A 21894-nucleotide genomic window follows, 5' to 3' on the forward strand; every position below is an offset into this window, starting at 1 on the left:
TGGTAGCTGTCCAACGATGTAGACAGTAGTTTAGTTCAGCCGTCGATGGAGCTGCTCGCAAGATGTCAATGGTAGGTCCAGGGCAGGCCGTCGTCGCCATGCGGCGCTGGCGCCCGCCGAATTACCGAACGCTCGGGTGCGTATTCTCAGGAGATCAGCATTCAAATGAGTGCAACAGCAGATCGGAGTCGGCCAGACATTCTCGCAACACTGAAGCCGACCTTAACTGCGTCTGAATCTTACGGAGCTGATCGGACAGGGACCGATACACTTGACGAGAACCGGCCGGGACCGGGCGCGCAGCGGCGCAAGGCCATCCACGGATAAAACGGAGTCATCGATGGGCGTGTTGTCGCATCTGCGGGTCGTCGAGATCGGTAGCTCAGCCGCAACCAGCTATTGCGCGCGGCTTTTCGCGGATTTTGGCGCCGATGTTCAGAAAGTCGAGCCACCAGCAGGAGATCCTCTTCGGCGTAGCGCGCCACTTACGCCGGGCGGCCAGAGCGCTTGGTTCGCGTTCCTGAACTTCAACAAGTCAAGCGTCATCATAGATGGCGCTGACGCCGACGCAATCCTACGGCTGACGGCACTGATCGAGGGGGGCGACATTCTGGTCGACGGGCGGAACGTTGATCCCGCGGATTGCCCGTCCGTTGATATCACAGCGATCCGGCAGCGGCGCCCCGGATTGATCTACCTTGCAGCGAGTTGGTTTGGCCGCGAGGGACCCTATGCAGGATTCGCTGCAACCGATTCAACCGTCCGCGCGCTTGCCGGCCTCGTTAAGCTGGTTGGACCGGCCGATGGCCCGCCATCGCACTCGCCGGATTTTCAGACGGGTATTCTTGCCGGCTTGTGGGGCTTTATCGCCGCGGTTTCATCGGCAGTTGCGCGAACGCTTAGCGGGACAGGACGGTCGTGGTCGCTCAGCATATTCGAATCCTGTCTCTCCCTCAGCGAGTATCTCATGTTCGAAGCGTTTGAGCACGGCGACGTGATGCGCCGAATCGGTGTTAACCGCTTCTGGCCGAACTTCCCCACCGGCATTTACGAAACCAAGAAGGGTTGGCTCGGTGTTACGACTGTCGCGCCGGCACAATGGCGCGCGTTCTGCGACATGCTAGGCTTGCCCGCATTGCGCGATGATCCAACTTTGGTCCTCAACGATAATCGCTTGCAACAAATGGAGCAGATCGAACGACAGTTCATCCCGAGACTGAAGACGCGAACAGCGCAGGAGTGGTTTGCGGAAGGGCTAAAGCGCAAGATTCCGATCGTCCCGGTACCCGAAATATCCGATCTGCTCCAGGACGCCGAGAAGAAGGAGCGCGGCGCAGTCGTGCCCGTCCAGCTTGGCGAGGAAGAGGGCCTGACGGTTGGCTCCATGCAGCTGTTGACATTGACGCCGCCGCGGCAGGGCGGAAGAGTTCCGGCTCCTGGCGAGCAGCAGGCTTTCGCGGATAACCCAAGACGCCAGACTGGCACTGCGTCGGCGTCGTCCGGCCGCATCGATGCGGGCGGGTTACCGTTGCAAGGAATTCGCGTCATCGACTTTTCGATGGGATGGGCGGGGCCACTATGTACTCGTACACTCGCTGATCTCGGTGCCGAGGTCATCAAGGTCGAGGCCATCCAGTATCCAGATTGGTGGCGCGGCCTTAACCGGCCTGCTGGTTTCGTAGCCGGCCAGATGTACGAAAAGGCGGCACGCTTCTGCATGATGAATCGAAACAAGCGTGGCATCACGCTCGACTTGAAGCGCACGCAAGGCCTAGACCTTGCCAAGCGGCTTTTGGCGGTAGCCGATATTGTTGTCGACAACTATTCGGCCGATGTGCTGCCAAAGCTCGGGCTCGGCTACGATGTGCTCAGAACACTCAACCCTTCGCTCGTCATGATGTCGATGTCAGCCTTTGGCACGAACAGCGCCCATCGCAACTGCCGGGCGTACGGCTCTACCCTCGAACAGGCCTCCGGGTTGCCGAGCGCAATCGGAAGCCCCGGCCAGACACCTGTGATGAGCCATGTCGCATTCGGGGATGCCGTGGGCGGGTTGAATGGCTGCGCAGCAGTTCTGGTCGCGTTGATTCACGCCCGCACCACCGGGCAAGGACAGTTCATTGACCTGGCCCAGATCGAATGCATGATGCCCTTTGTTGCGCCATGGATCACCGTCAATTCGATCTGCGGTACGCCGCCAATAAGATACGGTAATCGACATCCGCAGTTCGTGCCGCACGGCTGCTTCCGTTGTGCGGGTGAGGACAACTGGCTCCTGGTAGCCGCGACGGATGCGGACATGTGGCAAAGGCTTGCCGTCCTTATCGGTCGGCCAGACTGGGCTGCGGACGCATCGCTTAAATTTGCTGAGGGGCGCCGCGACGTCGAGGATGAGATTGAGAGAGGCATCGAAGTCTGGACGCTCACCCGCGATGCGGATCAGGCTATGTCCGAGTTGCAGGCCGCAGGGGTCGCAGCTGGCGTGGCCCGCTTGCCGATTGACCTGCTCAGTGATCGCCATCTCAGGTCGCGCGCGTTTCTGCAGGAAATCGACCGCGCTTTCGTTGGCTTGCATCCGCAAGCCTCACTGCCAATCCGCGAGGGCGCCGGATATTACGAACTCCGCGCAGCGGCGCCGACGTTGGGACAACATAACAGGGAGATCCTTTCAGGGATTCTCGGGCTCTCTGATGCCGAGATTGCGCATTTGGTAAGGGAGGACATCATCGGAACGGCAATGCTCTCGGAAGCCTGAACTCACAAAAGTAAGAAGTCTTCGTCAGACCGAAAAATCGGCCCTAGCGGACGAAACTCCGTTTAGAGCCTATCTGAATCTGCTGCCTGCCCAATTATTTTGCACAGTCTACTGAGCTTGTGAGCCAATGTGAACTTCTATGTCCGCGCCTAGTTCTGGCTCATCTCCGCCCTGCTTTTGTGGGATGATGTTCGCCTCGCCATCGTCCGCGGCTATGTCGCCGTCGGCCAGAGCGTTCTGGCCGAGCCCAATGTCGGTGTCAGCATTGGTGCTACGGACGACAATTATCGCTAGGCCGGTGCAAAGATTCTAAGCTCCGGGTAGCGAGCTGTGAGTCCAGCCGGCCTGTCGTCGTGATCGGTGGTGGCATGCGGCATAGATAGCGGCCGGGGCTGGGCGCTGAATACAATCCTTGAACGCTCTCAACTGACAGGATGGAATTCATTGTGTCCATAATGAACCCCGATAAACCGTGCGGTGCAGCCGCGGCTTAGAGGAGGTATTGCTATTCATCGAGTTTGTAGCCCGCCTTTCCAGATGCCGCATGGACGCGCACTCGCTGTTTCGCGCAGCAAGAAACTCGAGGTTCGCAACGTCATGTCCTCGTTCTCAATAGGCCCGCCGCCGATGCCGTGAGAGAAGTAGCGGCTGATCACGCTTTTGAAACTTCGCATTCGGTCGAGGTTCAGCATTGATCGTGGCCGCTATGGCCCTGAGCCTACTCGATTTCGATCCGAAAGACCCGTCGGCAGAGTTCCACCCCCCCCAAGGGCTCGGTTAATACAATTAACTAGAACGTCGCGGCGTCCTGCTCTGAAGGAAAAGCCCGGTTGACTGTCGTCAGACGTGGCTTCCAGATCGCCTCCTACGCATTTTTGTAGATCGATCATTGAGCAACTACGCCAGTGACCGGCGACGCGCTGCAATCAAAGCGGATGAACCTCGTTCGCATCACGGTCGGGCACGTCCTCCTTCCAGCGTACTGATCCGAACGGACGCTCCAGCATGCGGCGAATGCGGACCGAGTCGGGTCCAATGTGGAAAGCTGCTGCGCGGGGATCCAGCGCGCGATCCGATTGGGTCCAGCGGTTGCGCTGGCGCAAATAATCCAACCAGGTAGGGCAGTGATAGCGCTCTGTCCACAACTCGGGATCGACGATGTTGCGCGCAACCGACCAGCCATAAGCGCCGTTTCGTTGGCGGGACAACTGTACGTCTTGGATCAGTTTGTGAAAGGCGCGCGCATTTTCCGCCGCGACGCGATATTCGATCTCCACGACAAGCGGTCCGCCACGGTGGGTGAGTGGCAATCTTACTTCAGGACGCGCCACTACCGCTGACTCGATGTCCTCGTCGCGGCCACTAATGCGCGGCATGCGTAACCAAAGCCCAAGCAGCGGCGAGAGCAGCATCAACCCCGCCGAGACAAGCAGCGGCAGTTTGAACTCCAGCTGCATCTGTCAGATGACCCCAGCCCCAACTGCCAAGGGCGATGCCCCCGGAGTACGCAGCCTGGTAGGCCGCTAGCGATTGGCCGGCCACCCAGCGCGGGGCGGAGAGCTGCGCGCCGATATCGAGCAACGTGAACGCCACTGTGAACACCGCGCCGGCGAGAATCAGTGAGGCTGCGGTTAGCACCGGCTCGCGGCTAAGGGCCGCGGCCACAGTCGCGCCGCCCATGGACAGCATGCAGGCACGCATAGCAGCTTCGCCAGTCACGCGCTTGCGCACCTCGCCGATGTTGACGCACCGATGACGGCGCCAAAACCGAAGGCGCCGAGCATGATGCCGTAGGTCTGCGCACCCTCACTCAAGAGATCGCGCGCGACCAGCGGCATGAGCGCCGAGATCGAGCTGCCGACCGCGCCGGTTACCACGGCGCGCGCCAGCACAATCTTGTTTGACGGAAAACTTGTGATGTAACGCACACCCGAGACAATGGCGCGGCTCAGCCGTTCGCGCGGCAGCCGCGATGGCTGCGCCTCCCGTTTCCAGAGGAGAAGCGCGATCATCAGCGGCAGATAGAGCACCGTGTTCAGTGCAAGGCCGCGACTGCGTCCGCGGTGCTAACCACGCCCCCCCAATGGCGGGCCCGAAACTGCGCGCGATGTTGAAGCTGATTCCGTTGAGCGTAACGGCCGCCGGCAGCGTCTCGGGCGATACCTGCTCAGAGACGGAGGAGTACCAGGCCGGGTACATCAATGCCACGCCGCTGCCGACTACAAAGCAAAAGAAGCAACAACAAGTTCGCCGTGTTAAGCTGCAGCCATTGGAGGCCAATTAGCGCGGTCACGCCGCAGAGCGCGATCGAGAGCGCAACCAACGCCACATGGCGGCGATCATACATGTCGGCAATGGCGCCGGCGGGCAGTGCGAGCAGCATCACCGGCAGCGCCGTCGCTGTCTGCACTAGGTGTTTAGTCCCGGCATTTGCTGGAGCGGATTGAGGGTGAATCGTTCGGGCTCCTTTGTCCAGGCTTTGCAGATATATTCGTAGGGCGTGAGGCCCTTCAGGGTCTTCAGCCGCCGAGCGTAGTTGTATGCGTTAATGAAGTCAGCAAGGTGTGCTTCGAGCTGATCGTGTCGATCGTAATGATAGCGTTGGACGGTCGCTTCCTTGATCGTGCGGTTCATGCGCTCGACCTGCCCATTGGTCCAGGGATGCTTGATCTTGGTCAGCCGATGTTCGATGCCATTCTCTTGGCAGCGCATATCGAACATATGTGTCACGTATCTTGCCGTCGGGCCGTCCGCGTAGCGCGGCAAGAAGGTGAACTGGATCCCATTGTCGGTGAGAACCGTATGGATCTTGTAGGGCACAGCCGCGATCAGAGCTTCGAGGAAGGCGGAGGCGGAGGTCCTTCCCGTCTTCCTGACCAGTTGCACGAAGGCGAACTTGCTGGTGCGATCGATGGCGACGTAGAGATAGAGCTTGCCTTCAGCGGTCTGGAGCTCAGCAATGTCGATGTGGAAATAGCCGATCGGATAAGCCTTGAACTTTTTCTTCGGAGGCTTACTGCCTTCGACCTCCGGCAATCGACTGATGCCGTGGCGCTGGAGACAGCGATGCAGGGATGATCGCGTCAGATGTGGGATGGTCGGCTGAAGCGCATAGAGGCAATCGTCGAGCGGCAATAGCGTATGCCGCCGGAAAGCAACAATGATCGTCTCCTCCTCGATGGAAAGCACGGTCGATTTGGCTTCCGTTGGGCCTGTCGGGAGATCGGCGACTGTCTCGCGCCCCTTCCACTTCGCGACGGTCTTTTGGTTGATCCCGTAGCGCCTGGCGAGCGCTCTCAGGCTCTCTTGACTATCTTGTATTGCTCGACGGATTGCCTCCGTCGTGGTGGCGCAGCCGTGTAAAACCTGTCCCATAGCGCATCCTTCGAATCGTGCGATAAGAATGCACCATCAAAGCTTGGGACTAAACACCTAGCGCGACCTTGTCGGCCGCCGACGACGTCATCTCGGTCATCGCCCACGCCGCACCGACGCCCCGGATTAGGATACCTAGATTGGACAACACGCCGTTAGTCTTACTGCGTCACAAACGATGATCTGTGTAGTGGTCGAACTTGATCGCACAACAAGGACGTCTCGACAGCGCTCGGACGAGCCCATGTTCGAGCCGCCGTCGCATCGTCGCGATTGAATTTGGAATGTGACGTTGGGTCCGCAGCGGCAGATCCGCGGGGTCTGTAATCTGCGGGGACGCGATCGAGCGGGATCGGCCGGGCGCGCCGAGCGCCTGAGTGGGGAATCGTCTCCCGCTCGGAGATCAGGAACCCGTAGGCTGCAATACACATCGTTGCGTGATGATGAAAGCCGCGCCAGCCGCGTCCCTCGAAGTGACCGAGCCCGACCTCCTGCTTGAGTTCCTGATAGTCGCGTTCGATGCGCCGGCGCAATTTAGCCGTCTCAACGAGAGTCCGGAATGCCACATCCTCCGGCAGTGTCGAGAGCCAGTATTTGGTAGGCTGGTCCTCGCCTTTTGGCCATTCGATCAGCAGCCATTCCTCCAATCGCGGGGTGGTTTGCCAATAATCACGATGCGCGGCACGGACCCGCACGCGTGCAAAGCGCGAGGTCAGCTTGCTCCACAGAGTTGTCGGTCTCCGAACGACCGCGCCGAAGCCCCAGAATGCGACAAGATTGATGTTCTCAAAACGCAGCGACCGCCCGTGGGTTGCTAAATTCCTCAGGGTAGCCTGCGCGAAATCTTCGCATTCTGCCAACCAAACGCAGGATTGCGTGCATGAAGCCTCGCTAAGTGGGGAATTTATGCCCAGAAGCTTCGCAATACTGTCGCCTGTCACCGGCTGTGCTTTGGTTCAATCTCTCGGGGGGCGAGTGATAGTAGGGCGGCGATTAGGGCAAGACAATCGGTCAGGTGAATCGAACCCAGGCGAGGCCTGTAAGGGTCAATTCGATTGCCAATGGCGTCAGCTTGGCAAGTCCGCTGCCTCCGGTACAGGTGATCTCTCTCCAAAATTGTGGGACGCAAGCTATCCTTTCAGTTTGGTACCGATTTCACGGGGGCGAATAGTACAGAGTTCGATCGAGTCCACTTAGCTGGAACCGAACTCCGGATGAGCAACACAAAACGGGGAATTATCATGTATGCGATCTCACGCCGCGAACTTCTGAAAAGGGCAGCGTCTGCTGTCGCCGCTACTTCTGTTACCTCGCTTGCCGGAGGCTCCGGCGCTTGCGCTGCTCAATCAATCGTAGCTGTTGAATGGGGTGGCAATAATATCAAAACGATGAGGACAATCGCTTCCAAGCAATCGGAGGTCAATGTCAACTGGCAGGTACATGCTCCAAGTTCTTCAGCAACCTTCTCCAAGATCAAGGCCACCTGGCCGCATCCTGGCGTTGATTTGCTTGCGGGGTGGGACCTCAACTGGCCCATGATGGGTGCGGAGGGGTGGGCGGAGCCTGTTACTGTGGAAAAGGTTCCTAACCTTGCAAATATCCCGCAGAAGTTGTTGGCTAAGGACGGGGGCGATTTGATTAATATACCCCGCACAATGTCCGCTATTCTTTGGTTTTACAGGAAGGATACGACTCCTTTCGAAATAGCGAAGTTGGATGATCTCCTGGACCCCCGTCTTAAAGGGAAGATCTGCTTCCCGGCTCCTACGATCACTTCGAATCTTCAGATGGTGACGATGGCACTCGCTAAAGGCGGGGATGAGAAAAACATGGAGCCGGCTTGGGACTTCATTAAAAGACTCGCACAGAGCGGAAACATTGGACGCGTCGCTACCTCTGACGCTGATGTTTCGAGCTCCATTAGCTCCGGCGAAACCTCCGTGACCTTTGAAACAAGTACCTCCGCAATAAGATTAGCGCGCAACTTTCAAATACATTTCTTGGCTAAGCTTGATCCAAAGGCAACGGGATTCCGGACCTTCTTCAATCAAGAAGGGTGGAGTGTTCTCAAAGGAGGGAACGCAGCCGCAGCGTTCAAGTTTGCGAACTTTACCATCGATCCGGAAATCAATGCGGAGCTCAACAGCATGATCGGCGGCATCCCCGTAAACACAAAGTCGAAGGTGCAGGAGGAGGTGAAGACGTTTGCGTACAACAGCGACGAGATGGAGCGATATGCGTACGTCCCGGACTGGTCCTATGTGTCTACGCAGGGCGATCTGTGGATGAAGCGCTGGGAAAAGGAAATTCAACCGCTGCTGTAGCCCGTGAAGTCGAACTCGAGCTTCGGACGAAAGCGATTCAGCAAGAGGTGAGAATGAAGAGCGCGAAATCATCGTTGCTGCTGCTCATTCCGGCGACAGCGCTAATGGTCGTCTTCTTGGCAGTGCCGATGTTGATGGTGCTCGATGAGAGTTTTCGAACATATTCGCCCGGGCGAATCGGTGCGGTTGCGGGCGCTCCTCGAACCACGGAGAACTACTCGGATCTCCTTCTCCCCGTCTATGCTAGATATTTCTTGCAAACGTATGTTTTGGCTTTTTGTGCATCGCTCATCGCGGTCGCAACTGCCTTCCCGATTGCGTACTACATCGCAAGAAACGCCTCTCCACGGGTACGAAAAACGTGGATCTCCGCGCTTATTGGATTGATGTTTCTGAATGCCTTGGTTCGAATCTACGCGATCCAGCTGACCTTCGGATCCATAGGAGTGGTGGCTCCACTGATGTCTTTCATCGGAGTCAACACAAATGGGACATTGTATATCAACTGGGTCGTCATTGCCGGATTGCTGCAATATGCAATCCCTATTTCAATCCTGATCCTGATCGGGGCGATACAAAGCCTCAATCCCCGCTTGATCGAAGCAGCTCTGTCTTTGGGGGCCTCGGCTTTCGAGGCTCATTCAACGATCACGATGCCGCTGTGCATGCGCGGCCTGATCTCGTCATTCCTTGTTTCGATGACACTCGGCGTGAGTGCTTTCGCTATACCGTGGATACTGGGGAGAGGGCGCGTACTATTCATTTCGAATCTTATTTACAGCCGGTTTAGTGAAAACGCCAACTTTCCGAGTGGAGCGGCGATATCGATCGTCATGATCGTACTTTCGATGCTCCTGATTTTCGTCTTATCAAGACTGGCGACCAAGTTCGACCGGACGTGAGGAGCTCATGTTTAGCAAACGAACTAAAGATGCAATGCTTAGCTTCGGAGTGGGAGCTGCCGTAGCAGTTACAGCGGTGTTCTTGGTCGTGCCTGTGATCACGACTGTCACCATGGCCTTCGATGCGCGCGACTATCTCGGTCCATTTCCCCCGCCGGCATTGTCAACGCAATGGTTCAAGCAATTCTTCAACAACGGTTACCTGTGGTCGGGATTTGGCACCAGCCTGATCTTGGCGACGACGACCACTATCATCGCAACGGTTATTGGCACGGCGGCGGCCTTGTCCATCAGCCGCATGTCGTCTCACCTACGAGACCTTCTTACAACGGCATTCTTGTCGCCTCTCGTGCTGCCCGGGGTGATTATCGGGTTCGCCTTACTTATGCTCTTTTCGCTGTTGGACGTCCTCTCGCCGTTCACAAAGCTAATTGCCGGACACCTAATTATCACTGTCCCATATTCGTTGCGAATGGCCTTGATCGGACTAAGCGGCGTCAGTCCAGCGTTACGCGAGGCGGCACTATCTCTCGGCGCAAATGAACGGCAAGCATTGTTCACAGTAATTGTTCCGCTCGCGAAGAACAGCATAGCTGCAGGTGCGATCTTCGCATTTGCATTTTCAATGGACGACCTGACGGTCAGCTTGTTCCTCAGCGACTTTAAGACTTACACACTTCCAGTAGCTCTCGTCAGCCTCATGAGATCGGATTTCGATCTCACGCTTGCGGCGGCCGCTGTATTCTTAATGGGGCTGACTGTTGTTTTGCTAGTCGTTCTCGACCGCGTGGTTGGGTTGGAGCGTGTGATCGGCCACGGAATCTACAAGGCGTAATCCGATGAATGTGCTCGAGCTGAGCGATGTAACAAAAAAGTACGGTGAATTCGTAGCTGTCGACAATTTATCTCTGCAGATCGAAAAGGGTAAGGTGGTATCCCTTCTAGGCCCAAGCGGCTGCGGTAAAACAACGACACTGCGCATAATTGCCGGCTTTACTTCGCCCAATAGTGGCATTGTGAAAATTTCGGGTCGGGATGTCGGGCATCTAAGGCCTTATGAGCGCAGCGTTGGGTTGTTGTTTCAGGATTATGCGCTTTTTCCCCATATGACGGTGGGCGAAAATGTCGCGTATGGGATGCGTTATCGCGGCACGGCGCGATCGGTAATACCCTCTCGCGTAAAGCAGATGCTGTCGCTTGTGCAGTTGGTCGGCATGGAAGACAGGTACCCCCGCCACATGAGCGGTGGCCAACAACAGCGTGTCGCGCTGGCGCGGGCGCTAGCAATCGATCCTCAGATTGTGCTCCTAGACGAGCCATTGTCAGCTCTTGATGCGAAGCTGCGCCTTGAATTGAGAGTCGAGCTGAAGGAAATACTTAGATCTGTCGGGGCAACGACCATCGTCGTGACCCATGATCAGGACGAAGCGCTTAGCTTGGGCGACGAAGTCGTAGTTATGGGGGGTGGCAGGATCGTACAGCGTGGAACGCCAACACAAGTTTACGAGGCACCTGCAGATAAGTTTGTTGCGGAATTCGTGGGAAGGTCAAACTGGTTCCGCGGAGCGAGCTGTGCTCAATCGAGCAACGATAAAACTGTGTTCCTTACCAGAGAAGGCATTGAGATTCGCGTAAAATCAGCGCCGGTACGCCAGCGTGACACGGCAGATCTATGTGTGAGACCGGAAAACGTGGAGTTGGTGGACCTGGCTGCGTCTGAAATTGCCAAGATCAAGGACGCAAATATCCTATCGTGCACGGTACTCGACGTGGCGCCTCTTGGAGCGGACGTGCATGTAGTCGTCGAGCTTCCCGGGAAGAGCCGTTTATTGGCGATTCGCAAGAATGACGGGAGAACTGCTGGTCTCGTCCCCGGGCAACCGGTCCGGGCCGTCTTTACTGCGTCGAGTGTGCTTGCATTTGAGCCCCCTAACGTTAAGTGACTGGGCTAAGCTTCTGCCGACGATTCCGCGGTCTTGGATACGTCTGTGTCTCGGAATCCAAGATGGTCAATCCAATCCTTCTTTCGGACCCGTTGAGCAAGCATTCAACTCCCAGGGATGCCGGACAGCCTCAAGAGTCTGAAATCGGCCGCGCTGCAAAGATGAGAACGCCTCGCGATACCAACGCTGCAGCGGGGCGTTGCGAAAAAATGGCGATGTAAAGGGAGCGCATTGTGGAAACCATCATCCTAGTCCAAGACCGTGTTGGCCATCTCTCCCTCGGTCAGCGATGTGCAAATCCGGCGCTTTCCAACGGGTGCAAGTTCCACCCGGCCTGCCCTCCAGGCGAGTGAGGTGAGGAACTGGATAAAGCCTTCGATTATCCGTCAAGAGCGTGTGCAAACGTCAACGCGAGTGAATCCAGAGCGGGCTGCAAATCGGATCATGTGCGGGCTGACCCAACACTGTTCCGGATTGTAGCTGGAAGAATGAGCGAAGTAGTACGTCCGGACGCTGCGCGGCGCAATGGCGACAGCATTGCAGGAAGGAAAGCGTATGCAGCAGACGCCCGCAGCGGGCAGGCAAGCCATGGGGTTGCTGAGAATTGCAGTGCTGCTAGAGCTAAAATGCCGGATCTCCGTTTCAAGGCGAGCGCGTGACGTAGTAATACTGGCATTGGTGACCCCGCTCAAATTCTCTGGAGCAGACCGTCTTCGTCGTCAGGTCGGTAAGTTGTAAGTGCGCATCCATCGCCCTCGAATCTCGCGTGGGCCAATAAGGACGACGCACATAGAGCGTTTTCGACATCCGTGTTCATCGCCGGGGGCTTGACCTCGTTGATTGCAGAGGCGAACCCGGCAGAGCGCGAGTAAAGGAGTAAAAGCTTCGCGTTATGACGATCAGACGCGGAATTTCTGCCTTCGGCCGGCTCAGATTGGTCAACTTCAGAATCGGGGGCGAAGTACTATTTGCTCGAGATGAAGCGTATCGCCGGTTCGGCGGAGAGGACAAAGCATGATTTCGGAGGTGTTCATCACCTGTGCGGTCACGGGGGGCGCGGCCGCCAGGCAGCCGAACGTGCCGATAACCCCAGAGCAGATCGCGGAGGCGGCGATCGAAGCGACGCGGGCGGGGGCGGCAGCCGTGCATATCCACGTCCGGGATCCCAAGACAGGAAAGAGTTCGCGGGATCCAGCGCTTTTTCGGGATGTGGTACAACGGATCCGCAAGTCGGACGTAAACCCGGTCCTCAACCTAACTGCCGGTACGGGCAGTGACCTCGTATTGGGCGGGCCGGACTCTCCACTGCCGCCGGCGCCGCGGACGGACATGCCTGGCGCGATTGAGCGACTGGTGCATGTGGAAGAGTTGCGCCCTGAGATTTGCACTGTGGATTGTGGCTCTATGAACTTCGGGTCTGGCGAGTTCATCATGGCCAACACGCCGGGAATGCTGAGCGCGCTAAGTAAGCGCGTGCAAGAGCTTGGAGTGCATCCTGAGCTCGAGGTGTTCGATACGGGGCATCTGGTGCAGGTGCACGATTTGATCAAAGGGGGGGTCATCGACAATCCGCCACTCATCCAGCTTTGCATGGGGATCCGCTACGGAGCTCCGGACGATCTCGGCACTCTAATGGCGTTGGTGCATCAACTTCCGCCGGGCGCTGTCTACTCGGCCTTCTCGATCGGTCGGAAGCAGCTTCCGTACGTGGCCTTGGCGCCCTTAGCTGGCGCAAACGTGAGGGTGGGATTGGAGGACAATCTGTATCTCTCCCGCGGTCGGCTGGCGACCAATGCCGAGCTCGTGGAGCGGGCGGTGCAGATTCTGGAACGGATCGGGGTGCGGGTCATGAGCCCGGATGAGATGCGCGAAAAGCTTGCACTCAAAGCTTATCGCTAAAGGAGACATTTCATGACTAGCGGATCACTCAACGAACAGCAATCCTATGCGAACGGTTGGTCGCTGAAGGGGCGAGTCGCGCTGGTGACGGGAGCGGCGGGCGGGCTTGGGAAGGCCATCGTGACCGACCTGCGCGAACGCGGCGCGGACGTGTATGGCATCGACATCGCTGGCCAGGACGTCTTTCGCGCCGATCTCTCCACCGCGGCTGGGAACCGGGACATGGTCGCCCATGTACTTGCAGCTGCAGGACGCCTCGACATCCTTGTGTTGAATGCTGGATTCCAGGTCGTCTCGCCGCTCGACGAATTTCCAGATAGCGAATGGGAGCGTCAGCGTGCTGTGATGCTGGATGGTCCTTTCTTTGCCCTGAAGGCGGCGTGGTCGGCGTTGACGAAGGCGCCCGGCGGTCGCGTCATCGTTACGGCGTCATCCTGCAGCTGGGGAGGCGCCCGCCAAAAGGCGGGATACTGTGCCTCGAAACACGGCGTTCTTGGCCTGGTCCGAGTTGCCGCTTTGGAAGGCGCTGCGCATGGCCTTACTGCCAACGCCGTCTCGCCGGGCTGGATGGACACCGGCATGATGCGCGGTCAGCTGGAGGCTCACGCTGCAACTCGAGGCATTAGTGTCGATGAAGTCATTGAAGGGTTTCGCGCGGCACAGCCGGCCAATCGCTTCGTCGACGTTCGAGAGGTTGCTGCGGCCGTCGGGTTCCTCGCAAGCCCTTGCGCTTCCGCAATAAACGGCACGTGCATCCCCATCGATCTCGGCGCCAGCGCCAGAGCCTCGTGATGATCAGCGTGGATATCTGCGGCGATCACCGGCGCTCGTCCGGCAGTCGGAGTGAACATTGGCCGACCAACGGCGGGTTCGTATAGACGCGCGGTGGAGTTCTTAAGAGAATCGGGGCGCGGGTGATGAATCCGGACGAGCTCCGCGAAAAGGGCGCACTCAAAGTTCATGCTTGAGGTCAAAATTGATGTCTGAAGCGGAGGACTTCGATGCGAATAGGCTGCCTCGCGCAGTCGGTCTGTTGGGGGGCGGCATCATCGGCGGCGGATGGGCTGCCCGGTTTCTCCTCAACGGAGTGGATGTGCGGCTCTATGACCCGGCGCCTGGTGCGCTTGAGAGTGTCCGCAACATTCTCGCCAATGCGCGCCGGGCGTTTGGGCAGCTGACGACGGTTCCGCTGCCTGCCGAGGGCGCGCTGACGGTCGTGGAGTCGGTTGCGGATGCGGTGGATAGCGTCGAGCTTGTGCAGGAGTCCGCTCCGGAACGTCTTGAGCTCAAGCAGAAGCTCCTCGCAGAGGCCAGCCGGGCGACGGCACCGGAGACGCTGATCTGCTCCTCGACTTCGGCGCTTCTGCCGTCGTTGCTTCAGGCGGGGATGGACCACCCTGAGCGCTTCCTCGTCGCTCACCCATTCAACCCAGTCTACCTGGTGCCACTAGCTGAATTGTGCGCCGGACAGCGCACGGCGCCCGAGACGTCGGCGCGAGTGGCCGAGATCTACCGTTCAGTGGGAATGCACTCGATCTTGGTCCGCAAGGAGATCGATGGTTTCATCACGAGCCGGGTGCAGGAAGCGGCGTGGCGCGAGGCGATATGGCTGGTGCATGACGATGTTGCCAGCGCGCAGGAGGTCGATGATGCGGTCCGTTACTCGTTCGGGCTGCGCTGGCCGATCATGGGTCCCCTCCAGACGTACCGCATTGCCGTCAACGAAGCCAGTGGGCGACGCGCCATGGAACGGATGGGTCCCGAGCTGAAGAAACTTTGGACGAAGCTCACCGAAGTGCCCGAGCTCACCGACGCCTATCTGGACAAGCTCAGCAAGCAATTAGACGCGCAGATGGAGGACGAGAAACTCACCTTTTCCGAGCTCGAGCAAAAGCGCGACGACTGTCTTGTGGCAGTGCTGCGGGGGCTGGGTTCACAAAAGCATGGCGCGGGCGATGTGCTCGCTCGCTGGGAGCGAGCGCTGCGCAATCGCCTTGCCCAGCCTACCAAGGCTTCTGCGCCGTTGCGAATGCCGGTCCTGGAGATCCCATCCAGCTGGCTCGACTACAATGGCCACGTCACAGAAAGATGCTATCAGCAGCTCTGCGGCGACGCCACAGAGAACGTCCTCAACTATATCGGTATCGACAGCGAGTACCGGGCAAACAGCGGCAGCTACTTCTCCGTTGAAACGCATCTGTCTCATCTCCGCGAACTGCGCGCGAGGGATCGCGTCCAGGTGATCACGCAGGTTCTTCACGTCGACGACAAGCGATTTCATCTATTCCATGCGGTCATGCGCGAAGGAGATGACGGCCCGGCGGCGACGAGCGAACAGATGCTGATACACGTGAGCGCGGGGAGTGGACGCAGTGGACCTGTGCGCGGGCAAGTGCGAGATCGCGTTCTCGAGCTGGCGCGGTTGCATGCTCAGTTGCCTCGTCCGGAGCGCGCGGGCGCGAGCATCCGGACGCGCTGAACGCGAACGTCACACCCGGTGATCTCCCTAGTATCCCTGGTGAAAAGGCTTGTGGTGCGTTTCCCAGGTCAATGGCGAGTAGCTCGCCCGCTTAGAGATGGCCTTGATCTCTGTGTCGCGGCGTCAGACCGCGAGCGGCCGATCGTTCGCTTCGATGAAGGCCGACGCACCCCACGGTGAGGCGCATCAGCCCATCGCGGTCGAGCGTGGCCGCCTCGAACGTCACGACTACGGCTAACGTCGGATTGGCGCGGTCAATCCTTTCGTCCCCTTCAACGCGCATTGTCCCTGGCGAGGTCAAAGTCACCTGGCGGCGAGCGGCAAAGCCATGCCCAATGCATGCGAGATCTCGTCCATAGCTCCTTTACCTCCGTGCGAAGACCAGGCGGTCCAGGCTATTTGGTTGACTCGTCCCACTTAGGCGGCATCAACTAGTCCTCAGCGGAAGCCTGAATTGGAATGGCGAAGCCTGATTTTACCCGATCCATTATCACCATCGTCTTAAATCCCTCGATATCAGGATTCTCGCAACAAAATCGTCGGGTGGACTGCTCAAAATCGTCCATGGTGCGCGCGGTAAGGTAAAGTACAAACTCCGCGTCGCCCGTGACATAGAATCCATTTACGACCTCAACTGACGATTTGATCGCCTGCTTGAGCCGATCGATGATGTCCAATTGCTCCCGCTCCAGACTCACTAGCACCAGCATTTTGAATAGGCCTCCCAACCGCCTTCGGCGAAACGATTGAGCCATCAGCCTCGATGAGGCCTTCCGAACGAAGTCTCTTAAGTCGTCGTTGACAGGCCGTGGCCGACAACCCAACCAGTTCGCCCATTTCCTCAGAAGTTGTACAATTATTCTCTGCCGCCGCGTTGCTGAAGGCACGCGATATGATCGTAGAAGGGAATATTATTTGGGTGCTTGATATGAGACCATACCCATCCGACGAGGCCAGCAGCTCTATCTGCAACGAAGGAATTGTGTCTCCGCCGCAGCCTGGCCGCTTCAACGCACGCACGGGTGAGCGAAAATTGTGCGGCAGCGGAGGACGTTACGCATATTTTCAACGTCGAGAGCCCGAACTAAGCTTTGAAAGGATCCTTTGGATCTGAAAAACTCCCGTGAACGTCAGCTCGCGTCCGAGTCGGGTTGCGGCGATAAGGTCACAAAATTGGCCTTATAGGACCAAGATTTCTGGTGTTCGCTGCCGATATCCTGGCGACGAGATCACGATGGCTATAGATGCCCGAGTTAACCGCGGGAGGCGGAGCAAAGTGAACCTTGATAGCGCACAGCAACTTGCGTCGATCGTCTTTTCTGACAGTTATGCGGAAGCTAGGCAGAAATTTCTGACGGCAGTGCCGAGCTCGAAACCATACCGGTGCAGTACAGGCGGGCCATCTGGTGAGGCTCTCTTCACGGACGTGGCTTATTTCGGCCGCCCTGATGCAAAGAGGCTCCTGGTTTTGGTTTCCGGCACGCACGGTCCAGAAGGTTACTGCGGGTCGGCAGCTCAACTTGCATTTTTGCGAGCAAGATTCCATGAGGAGCTTCCGCCCTCCACGGCAGTGCTCTGTGTGCATGCATTGAACTGCTACGGTTTCGCTTGGGATCGGCGAGTGACTGCGGAGGGATGCGACCTGAATCGAAATTTTGTCGATTTCTCTGAACCACTGCCCGCGAATCCTGGATATGAGGAACTGGCCGAGCATTTTGTGCCCGCGGATATTACACCAGACGGAATTCGGCGCGCTGAGGCCGCGGTTGCGGCGTATCGTTCGGCGCGCGGCGAATTGAGCGTTCGGGTGGCGAGGTCTTCAGGGCAGTATAACAGACCGGGAGGGCTGTTCTACGGGGGAGCCGAGCCTACCGAAGCTAGGCGAACTCTCGAGCGAGTAGCGACTGAATTTGGCGTCGCGGATCGAGATCAAGTGGTCATTGTCGATTATCACACCGGATTGGGCCGTTACGGCTACGGCGAGCTCCAATGCGAGCAGCCATCCGGATTGACCGGGTACGACCGGGCAGTCCGCGTCTTTGGTCCGTCAGTCACATCGCCGGATCTGGGGACCTCTACTTCCGTCGTCATCTCTGGCTCGCAAGATGAGTTTTGGCAGCGTACTTTGGGTGATCGGCACGTCTATGTTGCCCTCGAGTTCGGAACCTACGATTCAAAACCGGAGTTGCTGCGTAACGACCACTGGTTGTTCATGCATCGAGCAGGAGAGGCCGATTCTGGTCTGGGCCGCGAGATTCGGCGCGCGACCAAGCTGCATTATTATCCGCAGGGGGCGGATTGGAAGGAAATGGTTGTTTGGAGATCCCACCAAGTGCACCGGCAGGCGATTGAGGCGCTTACGTCAAAGGGGAGCCAATCCTGGTAACGTGTTCTCAACTCGGAGACACTCATCGGGAAAGGTCATGCTCTCCACCAGCCGCGCGGTGCGTTAGATCAACGCAGAACACGCTGAGGCGCTGTCGTAGATGAGTATTGCGGAACGACCAAACGGTTTTGGGATTGGGTTCGGTAAGCGAAATGGAGTGAATGCCCGCCTCTGGACGGTATTCTCGTCGTTTCGCTCGAACATGCGATCGCTGCGCCGTTTTGCACTCGACAACTCGCTGATCTCGGCGCGCGCATGATCAAGGTCGAGCGCCAGGCAGCGGCGATTTCGCCAGAGCGTATGACTCACGGGTGAAGGGTCTGTCGTCCCATTTCGTCTGGACAAATCGCAGCGAGGAAGGCCTGGCACTCGACCTAAAAGACCCGACGCAGCTCGACTCCCTCAATACGATTGCCGCGAAAGCGGACGTACGAGTGCAAAACTTGGCGCTGGGGGCCGCGTCACGCATGGGATTGTCGTTCGACGCGCGGCACGCCAATTGCCCAAAGTTGATCGTGTGCGACATCTTCGGCTACGGCAGCGACGGTCTATGTCGTGACAAGAAGGCATATGATCTCTTGATACAAGCGGAAGCAGGTTTGCTGTGGGTTAGTGGCACATCCGAGGCCCCTGCAAGGCCGGCAACTCGATGGCCGACAATTGCAGCAGGAGTGTACGCATACAGCTCGATCCTCGCCGCGCTCTTCCAGCGCCATCGCACGGGCAAAGCGGCCATATCCACGTATCGATGAAGCAGTCGAAGTCAGATTGGACGAAGCCCAGATCGCCAACGGCAGCATGAACAACGTGGCCGGTCTGTGGTCGCATCCGCAGCTGGGTGCGCGCGATCGCTGGCGCAGCATCGCGTCCACCCGCAGGTGATATTCCCACGCTGCTTCCGCCGGGCGCCAAAGCAGCTTTGACTACCGCATGGACCCTATCCCCGCTCCGGGTGGCCATACGGCGCGCCATTCTAAGCGAGTTCGGCATTGATGAGATGGCATGAAGTTCGAGGCGGCTCGCGGGGGCCCCGTCCTCGTCCCGACCCATTGGCCAAGACGCGCAGACCCGTCTGCATAAGATGCTTACGGCGCGACCCCGACGCTCATTACCCCCTTAGCTTGTCGGGTAACTACTGACTGCGTCAGCTGGTTCGGGCCCGCTTGATGGAGGGCTAATAGGGGGGTGGCTGGAGCACTTCGCTAGCAGCAGGGATGCTGACTGCGACGCGAGCTCCCACGCAGCCGGCCGTCGGCTCGCCTAGGAAGAGCTTCGGGGGACAAAAATCATCTCCTCTGCGCAGGCCCCCTCAGATTGCGGTGACGAAGAGCTCATTCCATTTGCCCCGGCGAGATAGACCCAAGGCCGACCGCACATCATCGCGGTTTTGCAAAGAACGCAGCATTCGGACGGATCAATCGCTTCGAAAGCGGATTTTCGTCAGATCATCGCCGATACGATCTCGGCATCGGGTTGTTTTCAAGGAGCACCATCTGCGCTGAACGAAGCCCAGACGTCAGGCGGTGGCTCCAGGAGCGGCCGGGAATGTGCGAACGCGAGCATCTCTTCTCATACAAGGCGATTACCCGCTAGTTGCGCCGGCTCCTGCCGTCTCCGACTGGCCGCGGTCAGGGGCGTCCAGGGAAAGGTGCCGCACTTGGCTGAGGAAATAGAGCAGCTCTTCAAGAGCTTCAGCAATGCGGACAAAGGATCCTGGTATGGACATCAAAAAAATCTCGGAAATGGACCGCAAGTCGGTGCTCCATCCGTTCACTCAACTTCACGATCACGCGGCCAAAAAATATGGCGAAGTCACCATCGTTGACGGGGCAAAGGGAATCCGTATTCGCGATGCCAATGGTCGGGAATATATCGATGCATTGGCCGGGCTGTACTGTGTCAATATCGGCTACGGTCGTACCGAAGTCGCAGAGGCGATTTCTCGTCAAGCCCACAAACTCGCTTATTATCACACCTACGCGGGCCACACGACAGACGAGCTGGCGAAACTATCGGACAGGCTCATCAAGATCGCACCTAGCGGGATGAGCAAGGTCTTCTATGGACTTTCTGGCTCCGATGCAAATGAAACCCAGGTAAAGCTTGTTTGGTACTATAACAACCTGCGCGGTCAGCCGAAGAAGAAGAAGATCGTTGCCCGTGAGCGAGGATATCATGGTTCGACCATCGTATCAGGCTCGATGACAGGCATGAGCTTCTACCACGACAATATGGATTTACCTGTCTCCGGAATTCTCCGAACTGGTGCACCGACTTACTATTGGGGAGCGCATCCGGGAGAGACCGAACTGCAGTTCTCCGAACGTCGAGCGAAGGAACTCGAAGAGTTGATTGTTCGGGAAGGTCCCGAAACAGTTGGTGCCTTCATTGCCGAGCCTGTTCTCGGATCGGGTGGCCTTACTCCTCCCCCGGAGGGCTACTGGGCTGCTGTTCAAGCTGTGCTCAGGAAGTACGATGTGCTGCTTATTGCCGACGAGGTGGTGACCGGGTTTGGCCGTACCGGTGAGATGTTCGGGTCTCACAAGTACAACATCAATCCGGATCTAATCACGGTCGCAAAGGGGCTGACATCAGCATATGCGCCTCTATCGGCTTGCATCGTTGGGCAGAGGGTCTTTGAAGTATTGGAAGCAGGAGCGCAGAAGGTCGGCGTATTCTCGCATGGCTACACATATTCGGGTCACCCCATTGGTGTTGCTGCGGCAAATGCCACCTTGGACATTCTCGAGCGCGAGGACTTGGCCGGGAATGCCGCGCGGGTTGGAGAGTATTTTCAGAAGAGGTTGTTCGAGGCGTTGGGGCAGTCTCCCATCGTTGGCCAGATTCGCGGTGTAGGACTGATGGCAGCGGTCGAGTTTGTCGCCGATCCAGAGAAGAAGGAGCGCTTTGATCCTAGCCTGAAGGTAGCCGCTCGCGTGTCCAATGCTGCCCGGGAACGCGGCCTGATTGCTCGCGCACTGCCGCACGGCGACATCATTGGCTTTACGCCACCGCTCACGATGACTAACGCCGAGGCCGACGAGATCGTAGGAATCGCTCGAGAAGCTGTTTCACAGATCACGAAGGAGCTGGGCTAAGACAACTTTCGGATGCCCGATCTCTTCCTATCAGCGCGATTGCGCCTAAGGATCATCTTATCGCGGATTGAGTACAGAGAACCCGCGGACTCATCGTCTCCGGGCCGTTCGAGGAACGATCTCGGTCAGACCCACCGCTGAGACTGCGGTTTCTCTTTTACGGGGCGAGCCTACTCTAGCTCCTGTACGGTAGGAGATTCCGGTTAGAACATAAGGTCCTTAATGTCATGCCAGCCTTTCACCAGCATGCGATAGGCTCCATTGGTACAGTGAACCCGGACTTGGCCCGATCGAGAACGACCATCGTTTCAAAGCGCTTGATATCTGAACCCTCGTGTACGAGACGTCGCGTAAAGTACTCGTAATCCTCCATATCGCTCGCCGTAACCAGCAGAACGAAATCGGCCTGCCCAGTAACGTAGAATCCGCTCATCACCTCTGGCATCTTAGAGATCGTCCGTTTGAAGCGATCGATGATGTCGGCTCGATCGCGCTCAAAAGAGATGAGAACCAAAGCGGTCACATTTCTCCCAACCGCTTTTGGAGAAATGATCGAAACGTCCGATTCTATTACGCCATCCGATCGTAGGCGCTTCAGACGACGCTGGACGCCGGATGCAGATAAGCCGACCTTCGCGCCAAGTTCTTCACTGCTCAAGCGATTATTGCGTTGCACCAGATCAAGAAGACGAGCGTCAATTCTGTCGAGTTCCATGGCTGCGCCGCGCTCGGC

12 protein-coding genes and 4 pseudogenes are annotated in these 21894 nt (G+C 57.8%); 11 read left to right on the top strand and 5 right to left on the bottom strand.

What is annotated here, in order from left to right; genetic code table 11:
- The first annotated feature begins 340 nt into the window (after positions 1-340).
- Complete coding sequence (locus tag AAFG13_RS37010) at positions 341-2755, top strand: CoA transferase (protein ID WP_342709959.1); 2415 nt, start codon at positions 341-343, stop codon at positions 2753-2755.
- Positions 2756-3681: 926 nt separating this feature from the next.
- Here the strand turns inward: AAFG13_RS37010 and AAFG13_RS37015 are convergent.
- The 3 genes and pseudogenes from AAFG13_RS37015 to AAFG13_RS37025 all read right to left on the bottom strand — a co-directional run.
- Positions 3682-5168 (bottom strand): annotated as a pseudogene (locus tag AAFG13_RS37015) (MFS transporter); the annotation flags it as partial.
- A complete protein-coding gene (locus AAFG13_RS37020) occupies positions 5165-6130 on the bottom strand; it encodes an IS481 family transposase (protein WP_342709960.1) in 966 nt (321 codons plus the stop codon). The gene AAFG13_RS37020 and the pseudogene AAFG13_RS37015, both read right to left, overlap by 4 nt.
- A 161-nt stretch (positions 6131-6291) precedes the next feature.
- A pseudogene (locus tag AAFG13_RS37025) lies at positions 6292-6852 on the bottom strand (transposase); the annotation flags it as partial.
- A gap of 519 nt (positions 6853-7371) precedes the next feature.
- Between AAFG13_RS37025 and AAFG13_RS37030 the strand changes: the two are divergent.
- The 7 genes from AAFG13_RS37030 to AAFG13_RS37060 all read left to right on the top strand — a co-directional run bounded on the left by AAFG13_RS37030 (position 7372) and on the right by AAFG13_RS37060 (position 15677).
- On the top strand, positions 7372-8454 hold the full coding sequence (locus AAFG13_RS37030) for an extracellular solute-binding protein (RefSeq protein WP_342709961.1): 1083 nt from the start codon (positions 7372-7374) through the stop codon (positions 8452-8454).
- Positions 8412-9356: an ABC transporter permease gene (locus AAFG13_RS37035; RefSeq protein WP_342709962.1), complete on the top strand. Its 945-nt coding sequence runs from the start codon at positions 8412-8414 to the stop codon at positions 9354-9356. The genes AAFG13_RS37030 and AAFG13_RS37035 overlap by 43 nt, the downstream gene beginning before the upstream one ends.
- A 7-nt stretch (positions 9357-9363) precedes the next feature.
- Positions 9364-10191 carry an ABC transporter permease subunit gene (locus tag AAFG13_RS37040; protein ID WP_342709963.1) on the top strand — a complete coding sequence of 276 codons (828 nt, stop codon included), beginning with the start codon at positions 9364-9366 and terminating at the stop codon, positions 10189-10191.
- A gap of 4 nt (positions 10192-10195) precedes the next feature.
- On the top strand, positions 10196-11299 hold the full coding sequence (locus AAFG13_RS37045) for an ABC transporter ATP-binding protein (RefSeq protein WP_342709964.1): 1104 nt from the start codon (positions 10196-10198) through the stop codon (positions 11297-11299).
- Between the two features lie 1014 nt (positions 11300-12313).
- Positions 12314-13198 (top strand): 3-keto-5-aminohexanoate cleavage protein, encoded by an 885-nt coding sequence (locus tag AAFG13_RS37050; protein ID WP_342709965.1) that lies wholly within the window; start codon positions 12314-12316, stop codon positions 13196-13198.
- Between the two features lie 12 nt (positions 13199-13210).
- The gene (locus AAFG13_RS37055; RefSeq protein WP_342709966.1) at positions 13211-13990 is read left to right on the top strand and encodes an SDR family oxidoreductase; all 780 of its coding nucleotides are present in this window, start codon (positions 13211-13213) and stop codon (positions 13988-13990) included.
- A gap of 187 nt (positions 13991-14177) precedes the next feature.
- Entirely contained in the window at positions 14178-15677 is a 1500-nt protein-coding gene (locus AAFG13_RS37060) for a 3-hydroxyacyl-CoA dehydrogenase NAD-binding domain-containing protein (protein ID WP_342709967.1), read from the top strand.
- 431 nt (positions 15678-16108) lie between these two features.
- Here the strand turns inward: AAFG13_RS37060 and AAFG13_RS37065 are convergent.
- A pseudogene (locus AAFG13_RS37065) lies at positions 16109-16574 on the bottom strand (Lrp/AsnC family transcriptional regulator).
- 379 nt (positions 16575-16953) lie between these two features.
- Here AAFG13_RS37065 and AAFG13_RS37070 point away from each other — a divergent pair.
- From AAFG13_RS37070 to AAFG13_RS37080, 3 genes and pseudogenes are all read left to right on the top strand, one after another.
- A complete protein-coding gene (locus AAFG13_RS37070) occupies positions 16954-18063 on the top strand; it encodes a DUF2817 domain-containing protein (protein ID WP_342709968.1) in 1110 nt (369 codons plus the stop codon).
- A gap of 171 nt (positions 18064-18234) precedes the next feature.
- Positions 18235-19069, top strand: a pseudogene (locus AAFG13_RS37075) (CaiB/BaiF CoA-transferase family protein).
- A 712-nt stretch (positions 19070-19781) separates the two neighbouring features.
- Positions 19782-21161 carry an aminotransferase gene (locus AAFG13_RS37080; RefSeq protein WP_342709969.1) on the top strand — a complete coding sequence of 460 codons (1380 nt, stop codon included), beginning with the start codon at positions 19782-19784 and terminating at the stop codon, positions 21159-21161.
- Positions 21162-21399: 238 nt separating this feature from the next.
- On the opposite strand, the gene AAFG13_RS37085 is transcribed toward AAFG13_RS37080, so the two are convergent.
- Entirely contained in the window at positions 21400-21876 is a 477-nt protein-coding gene (locus AAFG13_RS37085) for an Lrp/AsnC family transcriptional regulator (RefSeq protein WP_342713481.1), read from the bottom strand.
- Positions 21877-21894 lie beyond the last annotated feature (18 nt).

It is taken from the genome of Bradyrhizobium sp. B124 (assembly GCF_038967635.1).
Taxonomy (GTDB): Bacteria; Pseudomonadota; Alphaproteobacteria; order Rhizobiales; family Xanthobacteraceae; genus Bradyrhizobium.